The sequence below is a fragment of the Trabulsiella odontotermitis genome (assembly GCF_001297775.1).
Taxonomy (GTDB): Bacteria; Pseudomonadota; Gammaproteobacteria; order Enterobacterales; family Enterobacteriaceae; genus Trabulsiella; species Trabulsiella odontotermitis.
The window spans coordinates 240,778-253,688 of the sequence record NZ_LIFX01000003.1 but is presented as its reverse complement, the minus strand read 5'-3'; the positions used below and the strand labels follow the sequence as shown (position 1 = coordinate 253,688).

The 12,911-nt window shown below is 57.8% G+C and carries 11 protein-coding genes; 7 read left to right on the top strand and 4 right to left on the bottom strand.

The window, feature by feature from the left end; genetic code table 11:
- Positions 1-10 precede the first annotated feature (10 nt).
- From srlD to gutQ, 4 genes are all read left to right on the top strand, one after another.
- Positions 11-790, top strand: a complete 780-nt coding sequence (srlD, locus tag AOY23_RS04695; RefSeq protein ID WP_054177669.1) for a sorbitol-6-phosphate dehydrogenase — start codon at positions 11-13, stop codon at positions 788-790.
- A 44-nt stretch (positions 791-834) separates the two neighbouring features.
- Positions 835-1,194 carry a transcriptional regulator GutM gene (gene gutM, locus AOY23_RS04690; protein WP_054177668.1) on the top strand — a complete coding sequence of 120 codons (360 nt, stop codon included), beginning with the start codon at positions 835-837 and terminating at the stop codon, positions 1,192-1,194.
- A gap of 68 nt (positions 1,195-1,262) precedes the next feature.
- Positions 1,263-2,036, top strand: a complete 774-nt coding sequence (gene srlR / locus AOY23_RS04685) for a glucitol operon DNA-binding transcriptional repressor SrlR (RefSeq protein ID WP_054177667.1) — start codon at positions 1,263-1,265, stop codon at positions 2,034-2,036.
- Entirely contained in the window at positions 2,029-2,994 is a 966-nt protein-coding gene (gutQ, locus tag AOY23_RS04680) for an arabinose-5-phosphate isomerase GutQ (RefSeq protein ID WP_054177666.1), read from the top strand. The genes srlR and gutQ overlap by 8 nt, the downstream gene beginning before the upstream one ends.
- On the opposite strand, the gene norR is transcribed toward gutQ, so the two are convergent.
- Positions 2,991-4,505: a nitric oxide reductase transcriptional regulator NorR gene (norR, locus tag AOY23_RS04675; RefSeq protein WP_054177665.1), complete on the bottom strand. Its 1,515-nt coding sequence runs from the start codon at positions 4,503-4,505 to the stop codon at positions 2,991-2,993. The genes gutQ and norR overlap by 4 nt on opposite strands.
- Positions 4,506-4,690: 185 nt before the next feature.
- Here norR and norV point away from each other — a divergent pair, with 185 nt between their 5' ends.
- Together norV and norW are read left to right on the top strand one after the other, a co-directional pair.
- Positions 4,691-6,133 (top strand): anaerobic nitric oxide reductase flavorubredoxin, encoded by a 1,443-nt coding sequence (gene norV / locus AOY23_RS04670; protein ID WP_054177664.1) that lies wholly within the window; start codon positions 4,691-4,693, stop codon positions 6,131-6,133.
- On the top strand, positions 6,130-7,263 hold the full coding sequence (gene norW / locus AOY23_RS04665) for an NADH:flavorubredoxin reductase NorW (RefSeq protein ID WP_054177663.1): 1,134 nt from the start codon (positions 6,130-6,132) through the stop codon (positions 7,261-7,263). The genes norV and norW overlap by 4 nt, the downstream gene beginning before the upstream one ends.
- A gap of 12 nt (positions 7,264-7,275) precedes the next feature.
- On the opposite strand, the gene hypF is transcribed toward norW, so the two are convergent.
- The 3 genes from hypF to AOY23_RS04650 all read right to left on the bottom strand — a co-directional run bounded on the left by hypF (position 7,276) and on the right by AOY23_RS04650 (position 11,257).
- Entirely contained in the window at positions 7,276-9,501 is a 2,226-nt protein-coding gene (gene hypF, locus AOY23_RS04660; RefSeq protein ID WP_054177662.1) for a carbamoyltransferase HypF, read from the bottom strand.
- Between the two features lie 63 nt (positions 9,502-9,564).
- Positions 9,565-10,110, bottom strand: a complete 546-nt coding sequence (hydN, locus tag AOY23_RS04655; RefSeq protein ID WP_054177661.1) for an electron transport protein HydN — start codon at positions 10,108-10,110, stop codon at positions 9,565-9,567.
- Positions 10,111-10,243: 133 nt separating this feature from the next.
- Positions 10,244-11,257: a LacI family DNA-binding transcriptional regulator gene (locus AOY23_RS04650; protein WP_054177660.1), complete on the bottom strand. Its 1,014-nt coding sequence runs from the start codon at positions 11,255-11,257 to the stop codon at positions 10,244-10,246.
- A gap of 203 nt (positions 11,258-11,460) precedes the next feature.
- Between AOY23_RS04650 and ascF the strand changes: the two genes are divergently transcribed.
- On the top strand, positions 11,461-12,906 hold the full coding sequence (gene ascF, locus AOY23_RS04645) for a PTS cellobiose/arbutin/salicin transporter subunit IIBC (protein WP_054177659.1): 1,446 nt from the start codon (positions 11,461-11,463) through the stop codon (positions 12,904-12,906).
- The last annotated feature ends 5 nt before the right edge of the window (positions 12,907-12,911 follow it).

The window sequence follows — 12,911 nt, the reverse complement described above, 5'->3', positions numbered from 1 at the left end:
GGAGAAAGAGATGAGTCAGGTTGCCGTTGTCATCGGTGGAGGACAAACGTTAGGCGCATTTTTGTGCCACGGGCTTGCTGCTGAAGGGTATCGTGTGGCGGTGGTGGATATTCAGAGTGAAAAAGCCAACCACGTCGCACAGGAAATTAACGCTCAATATGGCGAGGGAATGGCGTATGGTTTTGGCTCGGATGCCACCAGCGAAGCCAGCGTTCAGGCGCTCTCACGGGGAGTAGATGATGTTTTCGGTCGCGTTGATTTACTTATCTATAGCGCAGGGATCGCGAAAGCCGCGTTCATCAGCGACTTTACGTTAGGTGATTTTGATCGGTCGTTGCAGGTCAATCTGGTGGGTTACTTCCTGTGCGCCCGCGAGTTTTCACGGCTGATGATCCGCGACGGCATCGCTGGCAGGATCATTCAGATCAACTCGAAATCCGGCAAAGTGGGCAGTAAACACAACTCCGGGTACAGCGCCGCGAAATTTGGCGGCGTCGGGCTGACGCAGTCGCTGGCACTCGATTTAGCGGAATACGGCATTACCGTGCATTCGCTGATGCTGGGTAACCTGCTGAAATCGCCGATGTTCCAGTCATTGCTGCCACAGTATGCGGAAAAACTGGGCATTGCCGCGGATGAAGTCGAGCAGTATTACATCGACAAAGTTCCGCTCAAACGCGGCTGCGACTATCAGGATGTGCTGAACGTATTGCTGTTCTACGCAAGCCCGGGCGCCGCGTACTGCACCGGACAGTCGATCAATATCACCGGCGGACAGGTGATGTTCTGATAAAATCGGCCCCGCTCTGGGGCCGATATTACAAGGAGGGAAGCATGGTTTCTGCATTAATCACGGTCGCTGTTATCGCCTGGCTTTCGCAGATGGCGTTGGGCGGCTGGCAGATCCACCTGTTTAATCGCGCATTCGACAAGCTCTGCCAGCAAGGACGTGTGGGCGTGGGTCGTTCGAGTGGGCGCTTCAAACCTCGCGTTATTGTAGCGATCGCGCTGGATAATAACGATAACGTCGTCGATACGTTGATGTTGAGAGGCATAACCGTTTTTGCCAGACCGAAAAAAATAGCCGATCTGGAAGGAAAACCCCTCAAGGAATTACAGCCTGATGTGATCTTTCCCCATGATCCGCTCTGTCAGAATGCACTATCATTAGCGCTTAAATTGAAACATGGATAATTTCGTTTCGAACGTTTATATCTTGCGAAATTATCATTGTGAAATCTGAACGCAGGATACTAACGTCTATGAAACCACGTCAGCGCCAGGCAGCGATTATCGAATATTTGCAGGCGCAGGGAAAAGGTTCGGTTGAAGAGCTGGCGCAGCACTTTGACACAACCGGCACAACCATTCGAAAGGATCTGGTGGCTCTCGAACATGCAGGGACTGTCATTCGCACCTACGGCGGCGTCGTACTGAATAAAGATGAAGCGGACCCTCCCATTGATCATAAGACGCTGATCAACACCCACAAAAAAGCGCTGATCGCCGACGCGGCGGTACGTTTCATTCACGATGGCGATTCGATTATCCTCGACGCGGGCAGCACCGTATTGCAAATGGTCCCGCTCCTCAACCGCTTCAGCAATATCACCGTGATGACCAACAGCCTGCATATTGTCAACGCGCTCGCGGAGTTTGATAACGAGCAGACGATCCTGATGCCCGGCGGCACTTTCCGCAAAAAATCGGCCTCATTCCACGGCCAGCTGGCGGAAAACGCCTTTGAGCAGTTCAGCTTCGACAAGCTGTTTATGGGCACCGACGGCCTTGATTTGATCGCAGGCGTCACCACGTTCAATGAGGTGTATACGGTCAGCAAGGCGATGTGTAACGCGGCCCGTGAAGTGATCCTGATGGCCGACTCCTCGAAGTTTGGTCGCAAGAGCCCGAACATCGTCTGCGGTCTGGAAACCGTCGACAAAATTATCACCGACGCTGGTATCGATCCGGCGTTCCGCGAAGCCCTCGAAGCGAAGGGCATTGATGTCATTATTACCGGAGAATCTCATGAGTAATGTTCTGCTGAACACCGGGCGTCAGACGCTGTTACTGGAACTGCAGGAAGCCAGCCGACTCCCGGATCGCCTCGACGAAAGCTTCGTCCGCGCGGCGGAAACCATCATCAACTGCAAGGGCAAGCTGATCGTCTCCGGCATTGGTAAATCCGGGCACATCGGGAAAAAACTCGCCGCCACCTTCGCCAGCACCGGCACACCGGCGTTTTTTGTTCACCCGGCGGAAGCGCTGCACGGCGATCTGGGGATGATCGACAGCCGCGACGTCATGCTGTTTATCTCCTATTCCGGCAGTGCAAAAGAGCTGGAGCTGATTATTCCCCGCCTCAAAGAGCGCAACGTGACGCTGCTGGCGATGACCGGCAAATCACAGTCGCCGCTGGCGCTGGCCGCCGCGGCGGTGCTGGATATCTCCGTCGAGCGGGAAGCCTGCCCGATGCACCTCGCGCCGACGTCCAGTACGGTCAATACCCTGATGCTTGGCGATGCGCTGGCGATGGCGGTCATGCAGGCGCGTGGTTTCAGTGAAGAGGATTTCGCCCGTTCGCACCCGGCGGGGGCGCTGGGCGCACGTCTGTTGAACCATGTACATCATCTGATGCGTAAGGATGACGCGGTGCCGCAGGTCCGCAACAGCGCCAGCGTGATGGACGCGATGCTGGAACTGAGCCGTACCGGGCTGGGTCTGGTGGCGGTCTGCAATGAAAACGGCGGCGTGGAAGGTGTCTTCACCGACGGCGACCTGCGTCGCTGGCTGGTCAAAGGCGGCTCGCTCAACGATGCGGTGAACACGGCAATGACCCGCGGCGGCGTGACGCTCCAGGCGCAGGAGCGCGCCATCGACGCCAAAGAAATCCTGATGCGCCACAAAATCAGCGCTGCGCCGGTGGTTGATGAACAGGGTCGGCTGTGCGGCGCCATCAACCTGCAAAACTTCTATCAGGCCGGTATTCTCTAAGGCTTCATTCCCAGACGTTTCGCCAGCCGGTGCAGGTTGGCGACGTCCATCTCCAGCGCGCGGGCGGCCGCCGACCACGTCTGTTGGTTCGCCGTCAGCGCCCGCGCAATCGCTTCACGCTGAAACGCCTCCGTCGCTTCGCGCAGATTCTGCGGCTCCGGCAGTACAGTCGGTTTGATGTCAGTAACGATGTTCTCATCACTCAACTGGAAATGTTGCGGCGCCAGCATCACGTCATCTCCGGCCCGCGTGGCGCGTGCCAGTACCACCGCGCGATGAATCGCATGTTCCAGCTCGCGTACGTTGCCCGGCCAGCCATATTCCAGCAGTCGCGCCCGCGCCCCGGCGCTGAGCAACACCTGCGACAGGCCGAGCCGTAACCGACACTGCTCGCAAAAATAACCCGCCAGCAGCAGCACATCATCACCGCGCTCGCGCAGCGGCGGCACCGACAGCGGGAACACGCTCAGACGATGAAACAGATCGGCACGAAAACGGCCTGCCAGTACCTCTTCACGCAGATCGCGATTAGTGGCGGCTAATACACGCACGTTCACGCGCAGACTGCGATCGTCACCGACACGCTGAATATCGCCATACTGCAGAACACGCAGCAGCTTGGCCTGCAACGCCAGCGACAGCTCGCCAATTTCGTCAAGAAACAACGTACCATTATCAGCCATCTCAAACTTGCCGCTGCGATTGCTGATAGCGCCGGTGAACGCCCCTTTGACATGACCAAACAGCTCGCTCTCGGCGACGCTCTCCGGCAGTGCGGCGCAGTTGAGATAGACCAGCGGATCCGCGGCCCGCGGCGAACCTTCGTGGATCGCTTTCGCCACCAGCTCCTTTCCGGTGCCGGTTTCGCCGCCAATCAGCACGTTGAGATCGGATGCCGCCACAATCTCTATCTCTTTTTTCAGCTGCATCATGCGATCGGAAAGGCCAATCATTTCCTGAACCACCGGCTCGCTGTAACTGATGGCGGCGTCCGGTAGCACGTTCTGGCTTTCGAGACGGGCGATCAGCAGCGCATTATTCAGCGCACCTGACACCAGCGCCGCAATCAACCGCAGTTCTTCGTCGCTGAAACTGTCGAACTGATCCGCCGACATGCCGTCCAGCGTCAGCGCGCCAATCAGATTTTGCCCGGCAAACAGCGGCAACCCAAGACAGGCATGCACTTTCAGGCTTTCATGACCGGGGATCATCCCGTCGTAGGGATCAGGCAGCGTGCTGTCAGCGGGAAAACGCACCACATCCCCTGCCCGCGCAATGGCTTCAAGGCGCGGATGCCCCGCAAGGGTAAAGCGTCGCCCCAGCACGTCTTTCGCCAGCCCGTCGATGGCCAGCGGAATAAACTGGTGCGCCTCGTAACGCAACAGCGCCGAGGCATCGCAGCCCAGCACTTCTCGCAGCGTTGTGATAAGCCGCGCGAAACGATCCGGATGGCCGATATCACTTTGTAAATCGATGGCGATCTTCGCCAGCACGTCAACGGAAAAACTCATCGCCACCTCGTTGTCATTTTGACTATGCATGTTGTCATATTGACGAAATTAATGATAGTCATTTTGACAACCACAATGCTTCACGAAATTAATTAACCGTTTAAAATCAATAAAATAAAAATTGGCACGACATTTGATAATAGCCATTTATCTTTTTCAACGATGCAGAGATCACTGAGGTTGTCATGGCTATTCATGTAAAAAATAACATTCATTGGGTTGGACAACGTGACTGGGAAGTACGCGACTTCCACGGGACGGAATACAAAACGCTCAGAGGCAGCAGCTATAACAGCTATTTGATTCGCGAAGAGAAAAACGTCCTGATTGACACTGTCGATCACAAATTCAGTCGCGAATTTGTCCAGAACCTGCGCGCGGAAATCGACCTCACCGATATCGACTACATCATCATCAACCATGCCGAAGAGGACCACGCCGGGGCGCTGACCGAACTGATGGCATGCATTCCTGATACGCCGATTTACTGTACCGCCAACGCCATCGACTCCATTACCGGTCACCATCACCACCCGGAATGGCACTTTAACGTCGTTAAAACGGGTGACAGCCTGGATATTGGCAACGGCAAGCAGTTGATCTTCGTGGAAACGCCGATGCTGCACTGGCCGGACAGCATGATGACTTACCTGACCGGTGACGCGGTGCTGTTCAGCAACGACGCCTTCGGCCAGCACTACTGCGATGAACGCCTGTTTAATGATGAAGTGGATCAAACGGAACTGTATGAGCAGTGCCTGCGCTATTACGCCAACATCCTGACGCCGTTCAGCCGCCTGGTGACGCCGAAAATTACTGAAATCCTCGGTTTCAACCTGCCGGTCGATATGATTGCCACCTCGCACGGTGTGGTGTGGCGCGACAACCCGACACAAATCGTTGAGCAGTACCTGAAGTGGGCGGCGGATTACCAGGAAGACAGGATCACGATTTTCTACGACACCATGTCCAACAACACCCGGATGATGGCCGACGCCATCGCCCAGGGGATCAACGAGGTCGATCCACGCGTCGCAGTGAAAATTTTTAACGTTTCCCGCAGCGATAAAAACGACATTCTGACCAACGTTTTCCGCTCCAAAGGCGTACTGGTCGGCACCTCAACCATGAACAATGTGATGATGCCGAAGATTGCCGGTCTGGTGGAAGAGATGACCGGCCTGCGTTTTCGTAATAAACACGCCAGCGCGTTTGGTTCTCACGGCTGGAGCGGCGGCGCGGTTGACCGTCTGTCGACCCGCCTGCAGGATGCCGGTTTTGAGATGTCGCTGAGTCTGAAAGCCAAATGGCGCCCGGATCAGGATGCGCTGGAAGTCTGCCGCGAGCATGGTCGTGACATCGCCCGTCAGTGGGCACTCGCGCCGCTGCCCGTTAATGAGAAAGCCGCAGCGGCAGAAGTTTGTGCCTGTGCCGCTGCAACCGCAGCAGACCTGGGACCATCCATGCAATGCAGCGTGTGTCAGTGGGTTTACGATCCTGCGAAAGGCGAGCCCAATCAGGACGTGCAGCCGGGCACGCCGTGGAATGACGTGCAGGACAGTTTCCTGTGCCCGGAATGCTCGCTGGGCAAAGAGGTCTTTGATGTACTGGCAACGGAGGCAAAATGAGCCACGGTATCGTGATAATTGGTTCAGGCTTCGCCGCCCGCCAGCTGGTAAAAAATATTCGTAAACAGGATGCTGCAATCCCACTCACCCTGATTGCGGCTGACTGCATGGACGAATACAACAAACCGGACATCAGCCACGTGATCAGCCGCGGCATGCACGCCGCCGATCTCACACTGCAATCCGCCGGGGATTTCGCCGAACAGTATAACTTGCGTCTGTTTCCGCACACCTGGATAACCGACATCGACGCCGACGCCCATGTGGTGAAATGCCGCGATAAGCAGTGGCATTTTGACAAACTGGTACTGGCGACGGGGGCCACGCCGTTTATTCCGCCCGTTCCTGGCCGTGAGCTGATGCTGACGCTCAACAGCCAGCAGGAGTATGCGGCTTCGCAAACGCAACTGCATGACGCGAAGCGCGTGCTGATCGTCGGTGGTGGTCTGATTGGCACTGAACTGGCGATGGATTTCAGCCGCGCCGGGAAAGCGGTCACGGTGGTGGACAACGCCGCCAGCCTGCTCGCCTCGCTGATGCCGCCAGAAGCCAGTAGCCGGTTGCAGCACCGTCTGACTGACATGGGCGTACATCTGCTGCTGAAAAGCCAGTTGCAGGCGCTGGAGAAGTCAGCCAGCGGGATTCGCGTGATGCTCGATCGTCAGCGGATCATTGAAGTCGATGCGGTGGTTGCCGCTGCGGGTCTGCGCCCGGAAACCGCCCTCGCCCGCCGCGCCGGTTTACAGACTCGTCACGGCGTCGAGGTCAACGACATGTTGCAGACCAGCCACCCGGATATCTATGCGCTGGGTGACTGCGCGGAGATCAACGGCCAAGTGCTGCCGTTCCTGCAACCCATTCTGCTGAGCGCCATGACGCTCGCCCGCAACCTGCTGGGCCAGCCGGGCACACTGAAACTGTCGCCGATGCTGGTGAAGGTTAAAACGCCGGACGTGCCGCTGCACCTGGCAGGAGATACCCGTCGCGCCGATCTGACCTGGCATATCGTCAGCAACGCGCAGGGGATGGTGGCGAAAGGTGTCGATGCCCGGGAAAAACTGTGCGCTTTCGTGGTCAGTGAAGATCACATGAAAGAGGGTTTTGCGCTGCTGAAGGCATTATCGCTATAACCCTTGTTACCCTCACGCACAGGGACGTGCGGCGGCAATCACCGCCTGACCGAAAGCAATTGCGCCATCGCCTGCCGGTAAACGCGACGGGAAAAGCAGCGTGAAATCGTTCAGATACAGCGACAGTTGCGCGCACAGCAGGCGGTTATGCATCACGCCGCCGCTGAATACCAGCGTCTGAATGCCGCGGGACTGCGCATGGTGGCGCATCATCGCGGCGAACCCTTGCGCCAGCGCATCATGAAACGCCCAGGCTTTTTGCGCGGGCGTCGCCTGCCAGTGCAGCCACTGCTGCCAGAACGTGGCGAGATCCAGCAAACCTTCCCGGCAGGGCAGCGTCACCGGATGCTCGCGGTCCTCACACGTTGCCGCCAGCGCTTCCAGCAGACAGGCGGCCTCGCCTTCATAGCTCAGGGTTTCTGGGGCGCAATCCAGCGCACAGGCCACGGCATCAAACAGTCGCCCGCAGGACGACGCCTTCGGCGCGTTAATCCCTTTTTCAATCGCCCGTGCCACCACCGGCCAGTTATAGGCCTGCAATTTCTGCAACATGGGTTCCTGCTGCCAGTCAGGAATGAACGCCAGACTCTGCGCCAGCAGGTTTCGCCACGGCTGACGCGCGGCCAGATCGCCCCCCGGCAGCGCCACCGCAGGCAGTCCGCCAAGACGCTCGCACTCACGATAATTAACGCGCAGACACTCTCCGCCCCACAATGTGTCGTGTTCCCCCATCCCGGTGCCATCGAGCGTCAGGGCGATCACATCACCACCCGCGAGCGGCCAGCCGTGTTCGGCGAGACAGGCGGCAGCATGAGCGTGATGATGCAACACGGTCTGCACCGGCAGCGCCATTGATGCTGCCCATTGTGATGAGCAGTAACCAGGGTGTGCGTCCGCCACCACCTGCTGTGGCGTGAAATCGTAGATGTCCTGCATCAGCGTCAGCGCATCGCGCCACTGCTTTTCAACGCCCTCATCGCTCAAATCGCCCAGATGCTGGCTCAGCACCGCCTGGTCACCGCGCACCAGGCAGAAGGTATTTTTCAGATCAGCGCCCAGACACAGCATCGGCGGGACATCGGCGAATCCCGGCGGCAACGGCAGCGCATCCGGCACGTAACCCCGCGAACGACGCAGCATTTCACCGCTGGCGCGGACAACCGAATCATCCATGCGCTGCACGATATCGCGATTGTGCAATAAAAATCCGTCAGCGATCCCCTGCAAATCCGCCAGCGCCTGTTCGTTAGTTATGGCGGGCGGTTTGCCGCTCAGGTTGCCGGAGGTCATCACCAGCGGGCACTGAAGCGCCTGCATCAGCAGATGCTGCAACGGGTTTGCCGCCAGCATCACGCCCACTTCATCCAGCCCCGGGGCGATGGCGTCGCTCAGATCGGGCACACAGGATTTCGCCACCAGCACAATGGGCGCAGCAGGCGTCGTCAACAGCTGGCGCGCTTCTGATGGAACAACACTGGCATCCGGGATCATCACCGCCAGCGGTTTGGCCGGACGATGTTTGCGGGTGCGCAGCAGTGCGACCGCAGCGTCGTTGCGGGCATCACAGGCAAGATGAAAACCACCGATACCTTTGATGGCGACAATGCCGCCCGTGCGCAGCAGGTCAATCGCCGCCTGCAATGCCGCTTCTTTATGTTGCGTTTGCGTTCCCTGTTGCCACAGCAGTTGCGGCCCACAGACGGGGCATGCCACTGGCTGGGCGTGGAAACGGCGATCCGCCGGATTACGGTATTCGGCGGCGCAGTCAGCGCACAGCGGAAACGCCGCCATCACTGTAAAGGGGCGGTCATAGGGCATGGCGTTGATGATGGTAAAGCGCGGACCACAATGGGTGCAGTTGATAAAGGGGTAACGGTAACGACGATCACGCGGGTCATTCATTTCGGCGACGCAGTCCGCACAGGTGGCCGCATCGGGGACGATCTGCGTCGCCATGCTACCCGCGCCGCTTTCGCGGATCGTAAAGTCAGTGGGGATCGGCGACCAGTCAAACGGTGAACGTTCCACGCTGTCGATTTTCGCCAGTGGCGGGCAGTGCGCCTGCAACTGAGTGACGAAATCCCCTTCCTCGCCCAGCAGGCGGATCAGCACGCCCGCGCCATCATTGCAGACATCACCCACGCGCTGAGACTGGCAGGCCAGTTGCCAGACAAACGGTCGAAACCCGACTCCCTGCACTTTGCCGCGAATGCGCAGCTGTACGCCGTTACTGTTCATGTGCCTCACTAATGTCGTCGCTACCTGCCCTTTCACGCCGACATTAGCGCGGTTGATGAGAATTTAAAAGGGGAGCGACACGCGGGTGTCGAGCACCGCACGGCGACGTTTTTCCGCGCTGAGTTGTTCAAGTTTGTCGCGGTCAACGCACACCAGCGCATGCGTCGGGCACGACGCCACGCAGGACGGGCCATCGGCGCGGTGAAAACAGAGATCGCACTTGTTGGCTTCGGCTTTTTCTGCCCGCACTTTCAGCCCCGCGCCGCTGCTGCGGATCACCGGACGCACCACCACTTCCATCGCGCCATACGGGCAGGCCACCACGCAGGTTTTGCACCCGATGCAGCGTTCCTGCATCACATGCACAAATCCCTGTTCGCGGCTGATGGCGCCGTTCGGGCAGACGTTAGCGCAGGGCGCGTCCTCGCACTGGCGACAGGCGGTAGCCGTGGAGATATTCACGCCTTTAATCACATGAATACGTGGCAGGAAGGTTTGTGGCGTCAGCGCCGCGCAGTCCTGATTTTCCTGATGGGAAACCACGCAGGCCACTTCACAGGTGCGGCAGCCAATACATCTGCTCGCATCAGCGATGATGAAACGGTTCATCCAGTTCTCCAGCATTAACAGTTAACACCGGAAGAATGCATAAATCACGCCATCTTTTAACGCATTGATTTATTGACAAATTCTGAGGCAGGATCGCTGTCATCGACACTAGTGACGATGACAGCTGACGACATCAGGCGTGCGGCCCGTGAGTGACAGAATCGCGTGAAATCAGCTCGCCGGTAAAACGCTGTTGTAATTTAAACTCACCGCCGTTGAGCATAAAAATCACCCGGCCAATCGTCTCTTTGATCATCTCGGTGACGGGTATTCTGACGCTCGCCAGCGACGGGATCATATAAGGCGCTAATGCGATGTCATCGAACCCGATCACCGACACCTGCTGCGGTACCTGAACGCCGTGATGATGCAATTGTTTGAGGACGCCGACGGCCATATCGTCGTTGCTGGCAACAATCGCGCTGAACCTCTCCTGGCGCGTCAGCAGCGTATCCACCGCTTCCGTGCCGCTGGCAGGCGTCCATTTCCCTGAGACGATCAACGACTCGCGCAGCGGGATGCTATGCCGGAAGAGTGCCTCTTTGTAACCCGAAAGACGTTCCACGCCGGTCGGCGAATCAAGCGACCCCGTCACGAAGGCAATGTCGCGGTGGCCCAACGTAATCAGTTGCTCAACCGCCGCCTGACTGGTGGCTTTGTGATCGCAGAACACGCTGTGACTGCTGTTATGCCGCAGGCGGCGATTCAGCACCACAATTGGCCGTGAATGACTCTCAACGATCTCATCCATCTCTTCGACGCTGAGAAAACGCGGGTAAATCACGATCGCGTCGCAGCGCATATCGAGCAGATACTGGATCGCCTCGCGCTCTTCTTCAGCACTGTGTTTACCATCCGCCAGAATCAGCTGACGCCCCTGGTCTTCTGTCATGCGCGCGGCATGAAACAGTAGCTCGCTGAAATAGACGCCGTGATAAAGCGTGTTGGTGACCACCAGACCCAGGGTCTGGGTTTTTTGCGTTGCCAGATTGCGCGCCAGCAGATTCGGGCGGTAACCGCTCTCTTCGATGGCATGAAAAACGCGATCTTTGGTCTCCTGGCTGACATAGCCATTCCCCGAAAGTACCCGGGAAACCGTGGCCTTCGAGACCCCGGCACGCTTTGCCACTTCCAGCATCGTTGCCATGTTGCGTATCCATCTGAAATTAATCTTCGCAGTGTACTTCAGCCGTTGTGCTTTTTCAGCACCCCGCTGCAATTGACGATCTGAATCACAAAAAGAAAAAATGATTCGAAATTTCCATTGCTTCAATTTATGAAACTCATCATGATTTTGTGGAACCGGTTTCCTACGTGATGTTCGTACCCCTAAAACAGGATGACAATCCGATGTCCAAAAATTATCCGGCTCTGGCCCGCGCCGTCATCGATGCTCTCGGTGGCGTCGATAATATTACCGCAGTCACCCACTGCATGACCCGTCTGCGCTTCGTGGTGAAAGATAACGACCGCGTCGACAGCGCCACGCTGAAAGGCCTCAACGGCGTGCTGGGCGTGGTGCGCAGCGACAATCAATGTCAGGTGATTATCGGCAACACCGTTTCCCAGGCTTATCAGGAAGTGGTCGCCCTGCTGCCGGGGGATCTGAAACCCACAGAGCCGACGGAAAAACCGAAACTGACGCTCCGCCGTATCGGCGCCGGGATCCTCGACGCGCTGATCGGCACCATGTCGCCGCTGATCCCGGCCATCATCGGCGGCTCGATGATCAAACTGCTGGCGATGGTGCTGGAAATGTCTGGCGCGCTGCCAAAAGCGTCGCCCACGCTGACTATTCTGACGGTAATTGGCGACGGCGCGTTCTTCTTCCTGCCGCTGATGGTGGCAGCCTCAGCCGCGCTAAAATTCAAAACCAACATGTCGCTGGCGATTGCCATTGCTGGCGTGCTGGTGCATCCGGCATTTATCGATCTGATGGCGAAAGCCGCTCAGGGCGAGCAGGTGCAGTTCGCGTTGATTCCAGTCACCGCCGTGAAATACACCTATACGGTTATCCCGGCGCTGGTGATGACCTGGTGCCTGTCGTATATCGAACGCTGGGTCGACAGAATCACCCCGGCAGTGACCAAAAACTTCCTCAAGCCGATGCTGATTGTGCTGATCGCGGCACCGCTGGCTATCCTGTTAATCGGGCCAATTGGCATCTGGATTGGTAGCGCGATTTCCGCGCTGGTGTACACCATTCACGGTTATCTCGGCTGGCTGTCGGTCGCCATTATGGGCGCCCTGTGGCCGCTGCTGGTGATGACCGGGATGCACCGCGTGTTTACCCCGACCATCATTCAGACCATCGCCGAAACCGGTAAAGAAGGCATGGTTATGCCGTCGGAAATCGGTGCTAACCTGTCGCTCGGTGGCTCTTCGCTGGCGGTGGCATGGAAAACCAAAAACCCGGAACTGCGCCAGACGGCGCTGGCTGCGGCGGCTTCCGCGATTCTGGCGGGGATTTCTGAACCGGCGCTGTACGGGGTAGCCGTTCGCCTGAAACGTCCGCTTATCGCCAGTCTGATCAGCGGTTTCGTCTGCGGCGCGGTCGCCGGTGCCGCCGGGCTTGCCAGCCATTCGATGGCAGCGCCTGGCCTGTTCACCAGCGTCCAGTTCTTTGATCCGGCCAACCCGATCTCCATCGTCTGGGTGGTTGGCGTGATGGCGCTGGCGGTCGTACTTTCCTTTGTCCTGACGCTGCTGCTTGGCTTTGAGGATATCCCGGTTGAAGAGGACGCAGCGAAAGCCCGGGCGCTGCATGCCGCCGACACTCACGCGGCAAAAGCCTGACTTAA